Annotated in this window: 13 protein-coding genes; 10 read left to right on the top strand and 3 right to left on the bottom strand. The window is 54.8% G+C overall.

All coding sequences use genetic code 11. The features are described 5' to 3' along the window. The first annotated feature begins 633 nt into the window (after nt 1-633). Complete coding sequence (locus tag DES53_RS20005) at nt 634-1,395, top strand: DUF932 domain-containing protein (protein ID WP_113960075.1); 762 nt, start codon at nt 634-636, stop codon at nt 1,393-1,395. 77 nt (nt 1,396-1,472) lie between these two features. Here DES53_RS20005 and DES53_RS20000 read toward each other — a convergent pair whose 3' ends face one another. After that, nucleotides 1,473-2,537, bottom strand: a complete 1,065-nt coding sequence (locus DES53_RS20000) for a zinc-binding metallopeptidase family protein (protein ID WP_113960074.1) — start codon at nt 2,535-2,537, stop codon at nt 1,473-1,475. Between the two features lie 160 nt (nt 2,538-2,697). Between DES53_RS20000 and DES53_RS19995 the strand changes: the two genes are divergently transcribed. Next, nucleotides 2,698-3,762: a fatty acid desaturase gene (locus DES53_RS19995; protein ID WP_245958211.1), complete on the top strand. Its 1,065-nt coding sequence runs from the start codon at nt 2,698-2,700 to the stop codon at nt 3,760-3,762. A gap of 98 nt (nt 3,763-3,860) precedes the next feature. Here the strand turns inward: DES53_RS19995 and DES53_RS33100 are convergent, their stop codons facing one another. Then, nucleotides 3,861-4,070 (bottom strand): hypothetical protein, encoded by a 210-nt coding sequence (locus DES53_RS33100; RefSeq protein ID WP_113960072.1) that lies wholly within the window; start codon nt 4,068-4,070, stop codon nt 3,861-3,863. Between the two features lie 535 nt (nt 4,071-4,605). Here DES53_RS33100 and ptsP point away from each other — a divergent pair. The 6 genes from ptsP (at nt 4,606) to DES53_RS19955 (ending at nt 13,767) form a co-directional block, all read left to right on the top strand. Further along, a complete protein-coding gene (gene ptsP / locus DES53_RS19985; protein WP_113960071.1) occupies nt 4,606-6,240 on the top strand; it encodes a phosphoenolpyruvate--protein phosphotransferase in 1,635 nt (544 codons plus the stop codon). Between the two features lie 57 nt (nt 6,241-6,297). After that, complete coding sequence (locus DES53_RS19980; RefSeq protein WP_113960070.1) at nt 6,298-6,666, top strand: tetratricopeptide repeat protein; 369 nt, start codon at nt 6,298-6,300, stop codon at nt 6,664-6,666. 618 nt (nt 6,667-7,284) lie between these two features. Continuing rightward, nucleotides 7,285-9,567: a glycosyltransferase gene (locus DES53_RS19970; RefSeq protein ID WP_113960068.1), complete on the top strand. Its 2,283-nt coding sequence runs from the start codon at nt 7,285-7,287 to the stop codon at nt 9,565-9,567. Continuing rightward, complete coding sequence (locus DES53_RS19965) at nt 9,564-11,030, top strand: glycoside hydrolase family 130 protein (RefSeq protein WP_113960067.1); 1,467 nt, start codon at nt 9,564-9,566, stop codon at nt 11,028-11,030. The genes DES53_RS19970 and DES53_RS19965 overlap by 4 nt, the downstream gene beginning before the upstream one ends. Nucleotides 11,031-11,096: 66 nt before the next feature. After that, nucleotides 11,097-12,212, top strand: coding sequence for a Gfo/Idh/MocA family protein (locus tag DES53_RS19960; protein WP_113960066.1), 1,116 nt, complete (start codon nt 11,097-11,099; stop codon nt 12,210-12,212). A gap of 922 nt (nt 12,213-13,134) precedes the next feature. After that, entirely contained in the window at nt 13,135-13,767 is a 633-nt protein-coding gene (locus tag DES53_RS19955; protein ID WP_113960065.1) for a DUF4339 domain-containing protein, read from the top strand. A 13-nt stretch (nt 13,768-13,780) separates the two neighbouring features. On the opposite strand, the gene DES53_RS19950 is transcribed toward DES53_RS19955, so the two are convergent. After that, nucleotides 13,781-14,902, bottom strand: a complete 1,122-nt coding sequence (locus tag DES53_RS19950) for a DUF4339 domain-containing protein (RefSeq protein ID WP_113960064.1) — start codon at nt 14,900-14,902, stop codon at nt 13,781-13,783. A gap of 926 nt (nt 14,903-15,828) precedes the next feature. Here DES53_RS19950 and DES53_RS19940 point away from each other — a divergent pair. Beyond that, complete coding sequence (locus DES53_RS19940) at nt 15,829-16,329, top strand: hypothetical protein (protein ID WP_113960062.1); 501 nt, start codon at nt 15,829-15,831, stop codon at nt 16,327-16,329. Between the two features lie 6 nt (nt 16,330-16,335). Further along, nucleotides 16,336-19,797 carry an AAA domain-containing protein gene (locus DES53_RS19935; protein ID WP_113960061.1) on the top strand — a complete coding sequence of 1,154 codons (3,462 nt, stop codon included), beginning with the start codon at nt 16,336-16,338 and terminating at the stop codon, nt 19,795-19,797. Nucleotides 19,798-19,824: the final 27 nt, after the last annotated feature.

Raw genomic sequence — 19,824 nt, 5'->3', positions numbered from 1 at the left:
TGCAACTAAGCTACAGAAGCGGTCATCTCGCCCTCCTATCGCATCATCGTGACTCAAGAAGGATCCCACTACCCACGGCGGCTGAAGTCAATGAGTAGGGCACTTGGTAAATGACGTCCGAAATGTCCGAGACCTAGTGTCAACTCGGCAGTGTCAATTCCATCTGCGCTGAGCCTACCTTGGGAGACCTTCGACGCGTCTTCATATCCTCCTGATGGTACACCAAACAATCCAAACAACGCTTTCGTTCAGAATACCGCGGTCTCTTCCCGCATTGCGTACAAAGTCGCCTGTTCTCTGGGGCCATCCGCTTTCCGTAGCGCCTCTTTGATTCCTCATGACGAAGTCTGGTATGCCTCTCGCACATTAGCTTGCCAGGCGCCGCTGCACTACAACACCTCGTGCAGCCTGACTTATCGTTCCTCTTGCGTCTCATCACTTTTTGCCTCCCTCCGGCATGCTAGCATGAAAAAGTTAATATTCAACACCGTCGACATTTCCCTCTCTATCACCGGTTAACCATCTCATAATCAACGCGTTTCCCGAGGCAACTTCCAAGCCCTCCCTCACCCAACCCATGCGCCTCAAAGGCCATGGGTTTTTTCATGCCCAAAACTCCAACCCCATACGCCCATGTACCAACAAGAAACACCCCTCAAAAGACCCAAGTGCAATCTCATCCTGCATTGTGGTGGTCGAGAAGCCAGCCTCGATGAAGTCAAACGGGTCAGAACCCCGAGACCAACTGAGACCTGGCAACCAATTCCCCACCTCAACCTCATCAACGAAGTCCAGGACACCCTCTCCAAGACCAACCTCACCATTGGCGCTGTCGCTCACAGCCTCAGCCACAATGGAAGCAGGTACTTTGGTCTGATGGAGGTGCAGGGCAAACAAGCCTCAGACGACTACACCTGGGTTCTCGGTCTCAGGAATAGCCACGACAAGACCTTCCCAGCTGGTCTTGTTGCCGGCGCCTCAGTGTTCGTCTGCGACAATCTCTCCTTTGGTGGAGATGTGAAGTTCGCCCGGAAACACACCCGCCACATCGTTCGTGACCTGCCCTTCATCACCGGTAGAGCCATTGGCCAATTGATGGAGAAGTGGCATCACCAGGACAAACGCATCGCCGCCTACAAGAAAGCTGACCTCGACGACATCCAAGCCCACGACCTTGTCATTCGGGCTACTGATGTCGGCGTGTGCAGCAACCGCCTGATTCCATCTGTGCTGCATGAGTGGCGGAAACCCAGGCATTCCGTTTTTGAGGAGAGGAATGTGTGGTCGCTGTTCAATTCCTTCACCGAAAGTCTCAAAGACGGCAGTCTCGCAGAGTTACCGAAAAGGACGGAAGCCCTCCATGGACTGTTGGATGTTCACGTGGGATTGAATTGATTCGAGGGAAGGGAACTCCTGTTTGCTTCGACCTTTGAGGTTTCAGCTTTCAGGGGAACCCTTTTTTAGCTGTTCGGTCAGAGCCTAGTGCGTGTTCCCCATAAGACGGCAAAAAAGTGGGCCAGCCGCAGTTTCTGTGCGACGGTGGTTGAAACGACAAACGGATAAAGAATTGGCTCGCCTGAACTGCTCGCGATTTCGTTGAGCGCCCTCGAGAGGCACGTCCAACGCTGCAGCATCGCCAGGAAAGCATCGTCATCGCTGGGAGACTGTGGGAGGCAACCGGGGAGAAAGCCGGCCTCGGAGGGTGTCACGACCAGTGGCAAGTTGAGATTTTTGACCTGAATGCCCATGGCCTCGCAGGTCTCCAACCCATCAATCATCTGCAAGTAGTGCGCCCATGTTTCCGCCCAGTCCTCCCATGGATGTGATGCGGCATAGGCGCTGATGAATCTTTGCTCCCAGCCTCTTGGCGCTCCGAGGCGATAGTGGCTGCCTAGGGCGACTCCATAGTCCAGCCATTCATTGCCAAACCTCTCGCGAAAGGCCACTCGACCCGGATCACCCCAGTCCAGGCTGGATAAAAAGCGGCCCCAGAGGTAGTGTGCGCTTTCATGCCGGAAGTGACCAAGCAACGTGCGACTGTTCTCGCCTAGTTGTTGGCGGTTTATTTGGCGGTAGGTATCATCTGCCTCCTCAAGATTCACGGTGATGACGCCATTCAAGTGGCCTGTGGTCACGGAAGGGTTCAACACCGTACTCACAATCTCAAACGAAAGACCTGTTTGCGGCTCTTCGGACTTCGAAGGCAGCGGAATGCCCAACCCCAGTAAGGTATAGATGAGCCTTCGCTTTGCTGTCTCCATTCGTCCCCAAAGAAACCTGTTCCGATCCCAGCTTAGATCCGGCACCAATTGATTCATGCGACAGGCAAGACAAAGGCTGTTGCCGGAGTCTGCGCCCACCAACCAGTTGCAAACTCCATATCGCGTACCGTTTTCGCAAAGTTTCAATCCCCGCGTCGCAGACAAATGCATCATCCTCCCGTTTTGAGGATCGAACCCCACCTCTGCCGCGCAACTCAGGCAACGTGCGCTGCCAAAGAATAGAACATTTCCACAATTACAAATGAATCGTTGCATCGGAGACTGGACTGGGGGACTGGGGGCTGAGGGACTAGCACCGCCACTGACCACGCTGAACGCGAAGTATAATTGAGGATCTTTCGTTGGCGCCGACTTTCAAGATGCCCCGGAACCTGATTTAATGCGTATGGAGCCCTCAGAGACATCGCATGGAGAAGTGCCAACTGCTCCAGAGCTGGAGGAGTGGAAGGACGTTGTACGCAAATACCAGGATCCGACGGTTTCAGGAAGCGTCTGGCAGCTCACGAACACACTGGTGCCGTACGTTGCTCTGTGGGTGTTCATGTATCTTTTGCTTGGAATTTCCTGGTGGCTGGTGGTTCCGCTGGCGGTCCTTGCAGGCGCGTTCCTCGTGCGGATTTTTGTCATCTTCCATGACTGCACGCATGGCTCGTTCTTCAAATCTCGACGGGCCAATGAGGTCGTGGGATTCATCGCTGGGGTACTCACTTTCACACCCTATCACCACTGGAAGTGGGAACACTCCATTCATCATGCGAGCGCTGGTAATCTGGACCGAAGGGGCATGGGAGATGTTTGGACTCTGACGGTGCATGAATACCTTGAAGCGTCCCGATGGAAGCGCTTCTCCTACCGGCTCTCCCGCAGTCCCGTCATTCTCTTTGTCGTGGCTCCGCTGACTTTGTTCCTTATTCTGCATCGACTTCCAGCCCGGGACGCAAAGGAACGCGAACGGTGCTGGGTGCATGTCACCAATCTCGGCATCGTCATGCTGGCCTGCCTGCTTGCCTGGACCTTTGGCATCAAGGCATATCTCATCATTCAATTCATTGTTCTACTGGTGGCCAGCACTGCGGGGGTGTGGCTCTTTTACGTCCAACATCAGTTTGAAGATGTCTACTGGGAGCGTCATCCGGAGTGGGATTTCGCGGAAGCCGCTCTCCATGGCAGTTCCTTCTACAAGCTGCCAAAAATCCTCCAGTGGTTCTCGGGAAACATTGGGTTTCACCATATTCATCACCTGAGTCCCCGCATACCAAATTACAGACTCGAAAAAGCCCACAAAGCCGAGCCCCTCTTTCAAGCCGTCAAGCCCTTGACCTTGGGCAGAAGCATGAAGTCGCTCACCTTTCGTTTGTGGGACGAAACCCGCAAGAAGCTTGTGGGCTTCAAAGCGGCCAAAGCGGCTCGAAGGCAGTTGGACCAGTCGCGGAGCGGCAAGAGCGAAGCATCGAGTAAAGAAAGGCCGCATCAGGAATGACAATTCAAAGGATCACACATTGCCTCCGTCTTCCTGTCTTCCAGCCAGAGCATTACGCAGGGGAATGCTTGGCTTTCTTCTGCTTTCGCTCAGAGCCTCTAGTTTGGAAGGCTGGGGACATTATGTCCGCGTCGTTCTGAAACACTCATCGATGGAACTTCACCATACGCACTGATTGCATAGGCGGGATAGCTGGCTACGACCGTGCCATCCTTATGAAACGTGATGGAAAACTCCGACTCCATCACCCCGTCCGCCTCGACAAACACGACTCCTACGTACCTCAACTCAATCCTGTAGATCTTCATTTGGTGTATCCTCGCCTCAAACAACTACGCCGGTAAAACCTTGCGCATTGGAACGGGATCGCAGCCCGCGAAGCGTTGCAGGGAACGGAGAGAGAATCCGACCTTGAGTGAAGGTCTGGCATCGGCTCGTTAAGTCAACTGCAATCGGCAGAACTCTTCGAGGAGCCTTTCCGTCTTTAAGGCACTGTGCTTGGGGGCACGTGAAGGTCCCACGATTTTGTGTAACAGACGCTTGAGATGCTTGATGATCAGCCAATTCCCTTACCGCCACACCTCCGCGCGGGGGAGTCATTGCAGCGGCAGGGATTCATCCCAACTTACGTCCCGCAAACATATTGTTCATATTTGTCTTTACGTCTCAGTGAAGTCAGAGGAAGTTGTGTGTGGGTAAGCGCACGTGGTGCGAACATGTCTGGTGGATATGGTGCGTCTTCCCATTGCGCCGTTTTTGGCAAAGTGGGAAACCGCATACCGACGAGATTGGGGGTGCATTTGACTGTCCTCACTTCATTCAGTTGTGAACCGGTCTAGGGATATGAGTGAAGATGAAGACATCAAAATCCCAGGTCGCGCGACGTCCCCCGGCCTGGCGCGCGGAAAGGCGTTCGTACATCGCAACATCCTTGATGCCCTGAGCGAGCCACGGGCTATCGCCACTCATCAAATAGAGCGTGAGTTTGACAGTGTGGATCATGCACTGGTTTCAGTGCTCGAAGACCTCAAGCTTTCGGCACTAAGAATTGAGCAACATTCTGGGCCGAAGCTCGCTGCAATCTTTGGAGCTCACGAGGCCATGCTTCAAGACGCCAGTTTGAGGAGCGAGATTCGCAGTCAAATTGAGGATAAACTCGTCGGGGCCGCTCAAGCCTTGGCGCATGTTTTCCAGCGGTGGGAGCAGAAGTTCCGGGCACATCCTAAGCAGTTGGTTCAGGAGCGGGCCGATGATATCGCTGACCTTGAAGGTCGCCTCCTCCGGGCCATCGCGGGCGTGAAAACAACCGCTCTCGAAATGATGCCAAAAGGAAGGGTACTCGTCGCGCATCGGCTGCTCCCTTCGGAAACAGTGGCTCTGCCCGACCTTGATGTGGCCGGAATTGTGCTGGAGTTCGGGGGGCCAGGGTCTCATGCAGCCTTGCTCGCACGAGCTCTCGGAATACCTACCGTGGCCCAAATCGCAGGAGCAACGACCAACATCAGTGATGAACAGGAACTCATCGTAGACGGGGACTCCGGCCAGATAGTCCTGAACCCGAGCGTTGAAGCCTTGAAGAGTTTTGAGGAGCGTAGAAGCCACATCCACACCCTGAGGAAAAGTGCGAGACAAAGCGCCCGTGTGGTGGCCGCTACCATGAATGGTCAGCGCGTGGAAGTTTTGGCCAACGTAAGCACACGTCGGGATGTGGCCGTCGCCGAGGAAACGGGGGCCGACGGCATCGGTTTGTATCGCCTTGAGCAATACTACCTCTCACGCAACACTCCGCCATCGACTGCAGAGTTGCTATCGGAACTGAACGCCATGTTTAGCGGATTCGGCTCGAAGCCACTAACGGTGCGTCTCCTGGATCTCGGTGCCGACAAGCCGGTTTCCTATCTCAACTTTCCCGTTGAGGATGATCCGTTTCTCGGTTGCAGAGGTGTTCGCCTCTTACTCCGTTTTCCTGAACTATTGGATGCACAACTGAAGGCCCTCCTGCAGTTTGGTCTGAGCCGCGAAGTCCACGTTCTTGTGCCAATGGTGACATTAGCTTCCGAGATGGAGGAAATACGGAAGAAGATGTGCTCGATCGCAGAACAGGAGGGCATTCGACGACTCCCAAAGCTGGGAGCGATGATTGAAACCCCGGCGGCCGCACTTGGCGTGGAGGAAATCATCAAACACGCCGACTTCCTCAGCATTGGGACCAATGACCTCACGCAATATACCATGGCGGCGGGCCGTGAAAATCCACTCGTGAATGACTACTTTATCGAAGATCACCCTGCCGTGCTTCGGCTGATACGGATGGTGGTTGCAGAAGCGGGTGATACGCCTGTGTCCATCTGCGGAGAACTTGCCGGGCACTTGAATGCCATTCCAACCCTCGTGCATCTCGGGGTTCGAACGCTGAGTGTGGCGCCACCACTGATTCCGGACGTAAAGCAGGCAATCCGGACCATTTCCTCAGCTTGATGCATCGACTCGTCCGAGCCTGACCGTTTGCTTATCAAATTCCCACCTGAGACCATCATGAGAGCAATCTTTGCACTAGCCGCCGCGCTGGATCTTGCGGATGGATATTTGACACTGAAGATGTGGGCTGATGCCTCTGACACCTTACGCCGAATACCCAAGCATTGGAGAAGGCATCCCGATGTATTGGATCGCAGGTTGGTCGTGTACACTGGCATGGAGCAATGGGCAGACGGAAGACGCCTCGCCAAAAGCGCTACAGTCGACTATCCCATGCGGGCGGACCTTTGGTACAGACTGGCTGTCATTGAGGCAGGAGACGGTGACTACGATGCCGCGATGGAAGCGGTGAGACACTGCATTGCAGCGGACCTCGACGGAAGGTTTGATGTGGCAAATGACGAAGCTCTCAAGGACATATGGTAGGCGTCTCCAGGACAAAGGTGGAACAAGCCTCGGGTAACCGGATGGCAGGATGAACGTAAATTGGCATACCAGATCTCACATTGGTGGGGTTAACCCCTTTCAAAGACACCACAAGCCTCGAGATGTGCAATCTGCACAGTCGTATGGAGGAGGCGAAATTCCTAGCCGCGCGACACTTTGGTGTTACGCTTTAAGAATGGAGCCAACGCTTGAGAACGTCGCAAAGTTCAAAGCGTTGCAGTCAAGACTCAAGATTGCGACCGCGGCGCTAACGTTCCTGCATGTGACTGCCTCTCCCAAGCGCAGTGTTTGCGCGATGAAAGTTGCTGATTTGCAGACTGAGCTGGAGAGTTTTCCAGCTAACTGGAAGCTGATTTATCCCTAGTGGTCGATCAGCCTACTTGCTCTTTTCTCAGCATAGTTGTCTTCATCGCAGCGCGCCAATGGTTCTCACGACTTGATACTGAGCGGGTGCCACATGATCGAGATCGAGTCATGATGGCCGCATAGTTGTTGGCGTAATGACTCGCCACTCCTGGCCGAAGATCAGCAAACTCGGTTGCTTTATGTCATGCAGGTTGTCTTGTAGGGCATGTCCATTCATGTGAGAGGATTGTCCTGAGCACCCCTGGCCTTCAGCGAATCGCGTTCCTCGGCAATTACCTGCCAAGGCTTTGTGGAATTGCCACATTCACCCATGACCTCTGCGAATCGGTGTCGCTCGCAGCTCATGACGCGGAGTGTTTTGCGGGCGCGGTGAATGACCGCACGGAAGGGTACGACTATCCGCCGCGCGTCCGATTTGAGTTGTTGGAGAAGGACCTCGATTCCTATAGGCGTGCCGCGGACTTTCTGAACTTCAACAACGTTGATGTGCTCTGCGTGCAGCACGAATTCGGAATCTATGGCGGCCCGAGTGGGAGCCATCTTCTCGCCCTCATCAAGGAATTGCGGATGCCAGTGGTGACCACGCTGCACACCATTCTCCGGGAGCCGAATCCCGTGCAGCGGAGGGTGATGGAGGAATTGGCCGAACGCAGTGATCGCCTCGTGGTCATGGCGCACAAGGGAGCTGAGATCCTCCGTGAGACTTACCGGATTCCGGAAGCGAAGGTGGACCTCATTCCACATGGCATCCTGAATATGCCCTTTGCGGATTCCGGTGGTTACAAGGAGCAGTTTGGCGTGAAGGGTCGGCAGGTACTCCTCACCTTTGGGTTACTCGGCCCGGGCAAGGGAATCGAGCATGTGATAGAAGCATTGCCACAGATCGTTCAGCGCCATCCTGACGTGGTGTACTTGGTGCTGGGTGCCACGCACCCCCATCTACTGGAACGTGAGGGGGAGCGCTACCGCCTTAGCCTCGAACGCCTCGCGGAAGACCGGGGCGTGAAAGATCACATCATCTTCTACAACCGCTTCGTCTCGCAGGACGACCTCAAAGAATTCATCGGCGCGACGGACATCTATCTCACACCGTATCTGAATGAAGCCCAGATCACCTCCGGGACACTGGCTTACGTGTTCGGAGCTGGGAAAGCCGTGGTCTCCACACCCTACTGGCACGCGCAGGAACTCCTGGCAGACGGGCGTGGGGAACTCGTGCCTTTCCGCGATTCCCAAGCGATTGCAGACGCTGTCTGCAAACTGCTCGATGATCCTCTGCACATGGAAAGGATGCGTGCCGACGCCTATGCCATGGGTCGCGAGATGATCTGGCCCGCTGTGGCAGAGCGTTACCTGGAATCCTTTCAACAAGCCCGTGCGACGCGAAGGGCCACTCCTCGCACTGCCTTCGCGGGGTGGACCCTCAACAGCCGTCCCTACGCCCTCCCACCCCTGCGCCTGGACCACGTGGTGCGTATGAGCGATGGCACAGGCATCTTCCAGCACGCGATCTTCAATGTGCCGAACTTCCATGAGGGCTACTGCACGGATGACAACGCGCGCGCCTTCATCCTGTGCAACATGCTTGAGGAGATTGGAGGTGATCCGCCGGCGGAGAATCTCGGCACCCTGGCCACCAGCTACCTTGCATTTCTCGCCGCAGCGCTCGACTACGGCAGTGGCCGCTTCCGCAATTTCATGAGCCACGGGCGCCAGTGGCTGGAGGAATATGGGAGTGAAGACAGCCATGCTCGGGCATTGTGGGCTGCTGGAGTGGGCGCGGGCCACTCTCGCAATGAAGGCCACCGCAGGCTTTCGGCGCAACTATTCGAGCGAGGACTGGAGGCGGTTTCTTCCTTCACCTCACCCCGTGCGTGGAGCTTCACCCTGCTGGGCATCCACGAGTATCTGCGCCAGTTCAATTGCACTCCGGAACTCGCCGCCATGCGTGCGTTGCTCACGAACCGGCTCGTGGATCTCTGGAACACCTGCGCGACCGCAAACTGGCCGTGGTTTGAGCCCTATGTCACCTATGACAATGCACGCCTTTGCCAGGCACTCATTCTCAGCAGCCAATGGTCGCGAGATAAGGTGGCGATGGAAATCGGGCTCAAGTCACTCGGTTGGCTGGTGTCGATCCAGAAGACGCAGACAGGCTGCTACCGCCCCATTGGCAGCAATGGATTCTATGTGCGGGATGGTGCACGCGCCGACTTCGACCAACAGCCGGTAGAAGCACAAGCCATGGTGTCTGCGTGTTTTGAAGCCTTCCGTGCCACCCAGGATGCTTCATGGTCGCGTGAGGCGAAGCGCGCCTTCGAATGGTTCCTTGGGCGCAACGATCTGGGTCTGGCGCTTTATGACTTCACCACAGGCGGTTGCAGCGATGGCTTGCATCATGATCGCGTGAACGAAAATCAGGGTGCGGAGTCCACGCTGGCCTTTCACCTGGCACTTGCCGAAATGGCAGGCGCTGCACATCCCACTCCACCATTGCCGCATCTTACTTCATGAGTCCTGTTCACCTCCGGCGTCACGAGGTGACGCTCCTTCCCGAAAGCGCAAGGGTAATCATTCGTCCATTCATCCCTGCGGAAATCCATCGCATCACCACCATCATCGGTCGGGCGCTCGCTCTTACGGAAGAGGAGGTCTGCCATCAGTTGGATGCAGTGAAGCAGGAGTTCGAGGGACGCCACTTCGACATCGCATCGCTGCTGCTTGGGCATTTTCAGAAGGTGGAGCGGCATGTGTTCACCCAGCGCCCACTCTCCAACGAACGAAAAATGCTCATTGGCGCTTTGTTCTCCGGTGAATATGCGCTGGAGTCCGCTGCCATCTTCAATCCCTCCATTGTACCCCATCCAGACCAGAGCGGTCTTGATGCTGGGGCCCTGCGCTTCGTCATGAGCCTCCGCGCCACGGGCGAGGGGCATATCTCCTCCATCGAATTCCGCGTCGGCACCATCTCGCCAGACGGAAATATCGCACTGGACCCCGTGTCACGCTTCGTCACGGTGCCCGTTGTCGTCCCCAATCCCACTTACAGAAGACGACGTTTCATCATCAAGCTGGCTGAGATGGGATTCGACGGAGGCCATGCCGATGCCGTCATGGCCCCGCTGGCAGAGGATTTCACACTCAGTGACCTGAACAAAAGCATCAGCACCGTGCGGCGTGAGCACCAGCCTACCACACGCGATCTCACCCGCACACTGGAGTGCATCCAGTGGCTGGCCGACTCCAACTATGAGCTCAGCTTCTCCAACAAGCTCGCCATCAGTGAGCGTATCATTTTCCCCGTCTCTCCGAATGAAACTAATGGCATCGAGGACGCACGCTTTGTCCGCTTTGTGGATGACGATGGGGCGGTGATGTATTACGCCACCTACACAGCCTACAATGGGCGGGCCATCCTGCCCATGCTTATCGAGACAAAGGACTTCCTCCATTTCCGCATCCTCACCCTCAATGGCAGTGCCGTGCAGAACAAGGGCATGGCGCTCTTCCCCCGGCGTATCCAGGGGCGTTACGTGATGCTTTCGCGGCAGGACGATGAGAACCTCTTCATCATGTTTTCGGACGATCCCCATCACTGGAATGACCCGGAAGTGATCCTCCGTCCCTCGGAGATGTGGGAATCCGTGAAGGTGGGCAACTGCGGCTCACCCATCGAGACAGAGGCCGGTTGGCTCGTTATTACTCATGGGGTTGGACCCATGAGAAAATACTGCATCGGAGTCGTGCTGCTCGATCTTGAGGATCCAAGGAAGGTTATCGCACGTCTGCGCCAGCCACTCCTCGCCCCAGAAGGCAACGAGCGCGAAGGGTATGTGCCGAACGTCGTCTACAGTTGCGGTTCCATGCTGCATGGTCGCCAGCTCATCCTGCCCTATGCCATGAGCGACAAGGCATCTGCCATCGCGAGCATGTCGCTGGATGACCTGCTGGCCGCACTGCGAGCTGAGCCGGTGTGATGCCCTGCTTTGTCACCCAGTTTGGTGTCGTTATCTTTCGCGTCCTGTCCCAACCTGCCATCTACCATGAGATATGAAACCGTGCGCATCGGCGCCATTGGCGCTGGGGGCTTCGGTCTCTTCGCGCTTCAACAGTTCCTTCAAGTCCCCGGCACCCAGCTCGTGGGCATCGCAGGCACTCACCGCGAGGCTGCCTTGGCCATGGCAAAGCGCTTCGGCGTTGCTGACGTCATGAGTGAGGAGGCTCTGCTCACGGACCCCGGCGTGGATCTCGTGTACATTGCCACGCCTCCGTTTCTTCACTTCTCCCAGGCGCGTGCCGCTCTGGAAGCGGGCAAGCATGTCATCTGCGAAAAACCGCTCTCCATGACCATCGCTGAAGCGGACGAACTTCTCGCTCTGGCTAAATCCCGGGACCTGCTCTGCATCGCAAATCTCATGCAGCGCTACAATCCGCTGTCCGACGTCATTACCCGTCTCGTGGAGTCCCGCGTGCTCGGTGCCTGCCTCTATGGACGATTGGAGAACTTCGCCAGCGACGAAGGTCTCGGTCCCAATCATTGGTTCTGGGACCGCGGAAAAAGCGGCGGCATTTTCGTCGAGCACGGCGTCCACTTCTTTGACCTTTTCGCCGGCTGGCTGGGCCAGGGAGAGGTGGTGGCAGCCCAGCGTTCCTTGCGGCCAGTGTCAGGCATCGAAGAGATGGTGCAATGTACCGTGCGCCATGCGACGGGTGCGCTGGTACATTTCCACCACAGCTTCACCCAGCCCTCACGCCTTGATCGGCAGGAATTCCGTCTGCTGTTCGAGCGGGGAGATGTCACCCTCGAAGAATGGGTGCCCGTCCGTGCCCGCATTCGTGCGGTGGTGAACGAGGAGCAGACGCGCACACTCATGGAGATGTTTCCCGGCTCCCGGCTGGATGTGCTGAGGACCTGGGGCGGAAGCGAACGATCCGCCCGCAGTCGCTTCCAGGAGCTCGATCTCTTCCAGCAGATTGACCTCCACCATCATCCCGAGGAGGACAAGATGCGCCGCTACTGCGAACTGCTGCGCTCCCTTTTCGCAGACCAGCTTGCCTGGCTGCGCGACCGCTCCCACCTCCGGAAAATCACCGAACAAAACGGTCGCGATTCCGTCGCGATGGCCACCGCAGCGACGGCACTCGCTGAGATGGCGTAGACCGATTCAATGAGCTTCGGATATTTCTCTTTACCGCCGACACGTTCAACGGTTCCCGCTTTGCGTGAAGGCGAGTGATCTGACGGATGATCCGTTGTTTGGCTTGGTTTGCCATCCTCTCGGACGCTACGGACCATCTTTCTGAAGTCCATGGGAGATTTGGTGCCAGCCTGTGTAGAATTTTGCACACGCTCGACTCCCCTTCCTCTCAGCCTCAATCGGAGTTTCGGGGGTTCGAGACGTCCCGGTTCTGGAGGAAAATTCAACGCTGAGCGGAGCCAAACACAAAGGCACCCATCTGTTGATCAGGTGATTGCCGCGCGAATCCAGAACCAAAGCAGTCAGGGCAACGAGATGCGTAACGTCCAGGAGAAATGGCTTCGCCGGTACCGTTGCACGAATTGCATTTAGACGGAACTTTCTTCGGCCTCTGCTTGCTTGCGCGAATACGGGCCTTTATCTCACTCGGCGTCGGTTTGGTCTCAATCATTCGCTACCATACCACTCTACAGCCTGTTTGACGAGGCTGAACACTCGGCATCGCTTTGGAGGTGAGGAACGCAGACGTCCTCAAGAGCCTGTTCTATCCCCAAATGGTTTGATGGTATAGATCGATTCAATAAGCTTAGGGTGTTACCTTTTTACCTCCGGGACGTTCATCGGTTCCCGCATTTCGCGGAGTATAGGCTGTTTCCTGACACCAAGATTCTCGCGACTGGCCTCGGACGTTACGGACCGTCTTTCTGAAGTTCATTGGGAAATCTGCGTGAGTGCTTGTGGAGAACTTTGCACAGCCTGGTCTCCCCTTCCCACTGCCGTTCCAGTCGCATTTTAAAAACACGGTCCGAGACGTCCGACGACTACCCTCTTGAATTGTGGGCACGTTTGTTAGCGTATAGGAACAAAGCTACACCCCTCTTTCATGACTGCAGCAGAAGCGAACCAGCGATTTGCTCAAATACTCGGCGATGACCTTTCCGATGGCATGGTCAATCTTGCAATTCGCTGGAACGACCGTGCTAGCGGCAAGAAGGTATTGGCTGACATACGTGAGATGCGACGGCAACTGATGGCGCTTAAACGCGACATCACGCCGTTCATTGTTCGTAGTAGCAACGGCAAGTCGGCTGCGGATCTCAAACGAGAAGCTTTCGAAGAGATCGGCCGTTCGTTACTGAGTGGCCTCAAGGGTACACCAAAGAGCTCGATGCCGTCTACGAGCAAAATTGGGCGCGCGTTCAAGGCGTCAAGATCGGAGCCCTATGCCGTGCTGAAAGAGAACATCCAGAATGTGATCGCGAAACTGGATCAGCTCAGTGACGAGATCAAACTCTCGCCTGAGTACACCGGTGAGGAAATTGATCCCACTGCAGGCGTCCATCCGGTCTCACAACCAAAGGCCGTAGGAATGTACCTATTCATTTCCGAAGAGGTAAAAGGGCCCTTCTCGCAAGAGCAACTGCAAGCCCTCAAGGACACAGGTGTCGCATCACCGGAGACACTGTGCTGTAAAGAGGGAACGGAAGAATGGATACCGCTCTCAGCCTCTCAATGAATCAATCCAGCTTTTACCCAACCATTCTAGAACCATCATTTCTTGGTGACGCCTGGTCCGCAATGTACGCAAGTACAACGACCATCGTCACAAAGAGAAGCACTCCAGAAAGCAGGACAACCAAACATCCTTTCCCCTTGCCCGCCTTCGTACGAGATGTTGAACTTTTAGATGTTCGAATTCCTGCGCCTACCTTCATCTGACTAGGAGAGATGTGGTGAAGGCGAGCGAAGAACGCATCGGGTTGCGCTCTATCCCAATCGAGCGAGGCGCTGTCTAACGACTCAAGAACGTCCTTAATCTGCTTATTGGTGGGACTCTTGAAGTATTGGCCGTACTCCTCGTAGAGCTTATCGATGGTGGTGCTTACATCAACCAACACGTCGTATTCCATGGCATCGTCAGATTGAATCCAATCCCTTTTGAAAGTAGCCTTCCAGAATTTGATCCGGACAGTTTCCGCTTCCTTCAACTCCTCCTTGCAGCATTGGAGGTCAATCGGATCGCATTCAAGGTCAATTAGGTCGCATTCTATGTCCTCGATCTGCTCTTCAATCTCCTCCTTTTCAGCTCCGACCGCGTGTGTCAGCCGCTTTTGAAGCAATGCTAGCTCCTTCTTTTTGGAAGCAGCAGCCACCTTACTCTTAGAAATGCGATCCATCTCTTTCGCAACCTCGGTCTTTGCCTTCTCAAAATCCTTCCTAAATGAGAAAGCTCCCGAGGCAGCGCGCTCCTGGCGCTGTCGCTTCATCACCGCCTCCCAATCAGCAAAGCGTTTCTCATCCTGAATCCTTCGCGCTTCGGGGTCATTGATACATCGATCGATCAACTCCGATGCCTCTCCTTTTTTTAGGTTCGGTGCAGGAGTCACTCCGAACGATTTAAGGAACTCAATTTGCTTTTCTGTCGCTGGATCTTGTCGCCAGTCCTTCTTCGCCTCGGAAGACTTTGCGGTCTTCCTCCGTTTCTTAGGCACAGCAGGAGATACAAGTTCGCTCACAAGCTTCCAATCCGTCATCCCCTCGTGCCATCCGTAGTCAGTTTGGAGGATTGTCCCGTCTGCAACAGCTCCGGCCAGTCCCTCAAGTTCAAGTGCTTGTATAACCACTCCGTCTCTTGAGATTTGTAGTTCCATAGCGAATAAATGGCGTAAGCTTTCTATCTGCCGCTACGCGTAAGTTCTAACGGTTTCTCACCGGAAAACGCAAGCCTTTGGAGACGAAGGATTCTGCAGTGGCTCAAATCTCCTCCACTTCCCTCCAACACAGTTTCAAAACATAGTCGAGCTGTCCGTATTCAAACCCGGTCAATGCGCAACCAGGTCTGAATGCCCTGCGTGCCTACTTCTTGTGAGCTAATCCCAACACACGCTTTTCAAAGAGTTCGAGGCGTTCGTCCCACAGAGGTTTCACGGTCATATCGCTGGTTGCGAGCATCTTTGCCCTCCCCACCCGTCCAAGTCCCATCACTACAAGCCGAATTTTGGGCTTAGGTTCCTGCGCGTCCCATTCCGCCTGGCAATTTAGGAAGTATAAATCGCTGGAACTCACTGTTTCACCCTTGGTATCATACCGAAGGCGTCCAACGACCGGCACCTCTAGGTTCACTCGACTTGCCACTATAGGTAGATTTCGGGCTTTGATTTGTTCGAGCTTCTGCTCCAAAATGGTTTCATAACGCGGCGTGCTGCTGGTTCAGTTTGAATACAACTGGTTCAGCAAAGAAGGTCTCGCGACCTTCTGGTTCCTGCTTGCCGCGGGCGCTTAGCTCGCTTGACTATGAGCTCGGACGTTACGGACCGTCTTCACGAGTCCATTGGAGAACTGGTAGTGGCCTGTGTAGAATTTTGCAAAAGCCCCTTCTTCCCCGATTATTGGACTTTCTAGTAAGGTTCGAGGTTTTCTCGCAATCGACTCATGCTCAAGTAAATGCGCCAGTGTAGCAGCAGGTGCACAGCCAGAAACACCCCCTGCGTTTTTCTGACATGACACCCACTGCCTAGACAGGGGTTTTCGCTTGCGACCAGTGAAGCCTTTTGCAATGCTGGCCTAAACTTGATTCATGGAACCAATAATCTACTGCGTTGGAGCAGCCGCTGTCATCTGCGCGCTGGTGATGTTGCTATATTCTCGGACGGCGAAGGCTCTTGAGGCACTTCACGTGGAGCTTGCTTCCAATGCAGAACGTCAAATTGCCGAACAGCAGCAGGGCACCCATGACCTAGCGGCTTCCTTGTCCAGCACCTTGAGTGAGGTGTTGGCTCGCATCCAGGAGCATCAAGAGTCGTCCACCTCTAGACTGAGCCAAGAGATTCAGGGATTGCTGGTAAAAACCTCTTCTGATGCTCAGGATTTGCTCGGGGACTCCAAGCAGCGCAGTCAGGCCCACCTGCAAGGGATGGCGGATGCAACCGGACGCACATCAGACCTGCTCAAGAAGGTTCTTGAAGCAGTGACGAAGTCCAAAGAGGACATCCTCGAGAAAGTTGAGGCAGAAGGCGAGCAAATGCATGCCGAGATCAAAAGCGTCCTCCAAAAAATGGATGAGCCGATCACATTGTGATTCCCGATGCCCCAGGACTCCAATAACGCACAGGACAACCAAGTAGCTGGCTACTTGCGGTACCTTCGGGATGTCACTCGAAAGATTCTGGTCCGTGGAGGGATCAAGAATGTCCTGAAGGGCACTTCTGCAAATCCCACTTTCTATTTCAACTACACGGAACACAACGAGTTTCACGGATCTGGCTTCTTCCGGTCTTCGAAGCAACGATTACGGAGAGATCCATCGAAGCAACTGTACGTTGGCTTCGGCATGATCACTGGATCGATGCGGTCTGCTGCTGCCGGAGGAGCGACTTCACGCATTGGTGCCCCAGTGTTCTACGCGCCAATTTCCTTTGATGGGGATGGAGTGGAACCCCAGGTCGAGTGGGAGTCAGTGCAACTCAATTTGGAGCTGCTGGCTGACCTTGTTGGGAAATCGGTGCCCACGCCTGAGGACGATATCCAAGAAGACTCGAATCTGGCGCATTACGGGCCATTGTTGCAGAATGCTCATACAGTCCTGGGCGAGGCTGATGACAAGTTGGAGAAAAACTGTGGCAATCGCGATTGGCGCAGTGCCCTACTCGGACAGGCGGCCGTTGCAGAGCCTGCGATTACAGGATTCTTCCGCAACGAGATATGGCTCCGTCTTGATTCCATCAAGAACAGGGTGCATTTCGCAGCTGGTGACAAGTTCGACTTCACGCCTGGGGTGAGCAAGCTGGAGAAGCGCCTGAAAGAGCTTCAGACATCTGGCAAACTATTCTTCTACCCCCAGGCGTTTGTATTTGCCGCGCCTGTCCCCACGGAGATCAGCACTTACAATGCGATCAAGCATCTCGTGGAAGAATGTGAAAGCCACGGCATTCAGAACTCCTTGTTGAAGAAGTTGGTGGGCGGTCTGGTTTTGGACGGACGAATCGCGCTCAATCGGTCTCTTGAGGATCGTGCGAAGCTGGAGGAAACCATTCAACTGCTTCCACTATCACTGTCTTTGGAGCAACGGGAAGCGGTTGCGAGGGCTTGGGAAGAAGAGGTGTCGTACATCGAAGGGCCACCTGGCACAGGTAAATCACACACGATCACGGCGTTGATGCTCTCTGCTATCCTACTCGGCAAGAAAGTGCTTCTTGTGTCGCAGAAGAAGGACGCTGTAGCGGTGGTTCAGCAGATGGTTGAACGATACACTGGCCGGCACAAAGTAATCTACGCAGGTGATGACACTGAGGGCCGCCAGAAGATGGCGGACTATTTGGCTGGAGTGAGCCAGGACGTCGCGAGACATGACATTCGCTCCCGTCTTGCTCAGCTTGGCTTAGAGGCCAAGACCGCGCGTGGCGCTGTCGCGTCCAAGTGCTTCCTGCTGGATGGGCAGAAGAAGCAAATTCAGTCCCATATTCAGCGTGATCACGAGTATTTAGAAAAGCACAGAGAATTCGTGAGGCGACGGAAGCTTCTGTCTTCGGAGGTGCCCGAACAATTCGACTTCTCCAAACCTAAGCGAGTCGATACAGACGAACAATGGGATGCGGCCCTTTCACAGGGTGAAGTTTTGTACGGGCAGAAGTTTGTGGAGCAAAACTGCAAACTCCTTCGAGGTCAGAAGGTCTGGTTGCAACGCCTGCTCAGTACTCTGCATCGCGATTTTCACCTTGATCCTGCCCGTCTGCTTGCGGACCACCACGACCATTCCCTGATTTACGCTCGGAAGACGCTGGGGTTGATTGCTGAATGGCAGAAGGCTGACCTCTGCAAAAAGCTGATTGCTCCTGGCTCGTTGAAGGCAGCACGTGATTCGCTGGATCATCATTCCGAGGACCTGGAACGACAGCAATCGAGATATGTGCAGACCTTGTTTGACGCTCAAGTGCTTGCTCATGCGAAAGAAGCGGAAGCGGACCTGAAGTCTTTTGCTCGGCTCTGGCATTGGCGAAGCGCGGAAAAATTGCAGCAAATAATGGGGGCTCTGCAGTATGAACAGCTACTAACAGCGTTTCCACTCTGGGCCGGAGAGATGCGATTCCTCGGCGGCTATCTGCCGTTCCACGCGGAAATGTTTGATCTGGTCATCGTGGATGAAGCATCGCAGGTGAACATTGCCGAGGTGCTGCCCGCGCTCTACCGTGGCACGCGTTTCTGCGTCGTTGGTGACAAAAAACAGCTTGGCCTGGATTCGGCCGGGATGTTCTCGGTCAATCGAACTTTGGAACAACTCATTTGGAATCGACACTGTGGTGCCGACAAATTTCAGGACGCCTTGAGCAAGAAGATGATTCTCAGCAAGGACTCGGTGCTGGATTTCATCACTGAATCGCCTGGTCTGCCGATGTCTTCGACGTTGTTGAAGGAACATTTCCGATCGATGCCTGCACTGTCATCCTTCACGAGTGACCATTTCTACGACTGCAATTTGAAGCTGATGCGCGAGACGCCTGCTCATGTTCAGAAGAAGTGTTTCTCAGCATTTCAAACGGGCGGCAAGCGCGGCAGATTGGATGAAGAGGGAAATCTTTCGACTCAGAAGGTGGTCGAGGAAGAAGTGAAGAAGGTCTTGGAGATTCTCTCACAATTGATCAGGGAGCGGGCCTGGCTGAAACTACCTGCACTAAAGCAACATGGATTCACGGAAAGCAGACCTCCGTCTATTGGCGTCCTTTCATTCACAACTGACCAACGCAACTACCTTCGGGAGAAGATTTTCGAGGAGGACTACTTCGATGCGGTGGAGCGTGCCACCTACAAACTGCAAATTGGGACTACTGAGGAGTTTCAAGGTAGTGAGCGCAATATCATGATCCTCACAATTGCTCACGATGGCGTTTCACGTGGCGGGAACTTCTGGTCTGACAAAAGGCGTGTCAATGTGGCGACGAGCAGAGCCATCGACTACACATACTTCGTGTATGGCGGGCTACCCCCAACTGCCAAGGTCCTGAAGGCCTATTTGAATCACTTCGGAGTAGGGGCCGAGGAAGACTCTGACGGACTAAGTTCAGAGACTTCAGTGCGCCGATACGACTGGAGCTTCAATCGCGAACGGTACAGGCAAGAGCTGATGGAGTCGGAGTTCGAGCAACGGGTTGCAGAATATCTCGAAGAGTATTGTGCCGACCGCGCCGACAGGTATCAGATTCAGATTTTCAATCAGGTTGCCGCAGGCACCAGGTTGGAGAGTTGTGGGCAGAAGCGATTGGACTTTGTCCTTCATTGTGCTTTGACTGGCAAGAGCGTGGCAGTGGAGGTCGATGGCCAGCACCACTTTGACCAAGGCACCGGCAGAAACTACGGCGAGGCACATCTTGAGCGGGTGGCCGTTCTCCGCCGAGCAGGGTGGAACATCGTGCACATCCCCTACTATGAGTGGTACGATAGGGGTTGGCTGTGTGACCGGCAGGAGGACTCAAGGTTCAAACGGAATTGGAAGCGAACGGTAGGTCAGCTTGATACCGCATTGCGCATTGAAGGCCCAACAGAGCGGGGGTAAAAGTGCTGACCTTCGACAGGGGCAAGA

The organism is Roseimicrobium gellanilyticum, from assembly GCF_003315205.1.
In the GTDB taxonomy this organism is placed as follows: Bacteria; Verrucomicrobiota; Verrucomicrobiia; order Verrucomicrobiales; family Verrucomicrobiaceae; genus Roseimicrobium; species Roseimicrobium gellanilyticum.
This window is presented reverse-complemented; position numbering and strand designations above follow the sequence as displayed.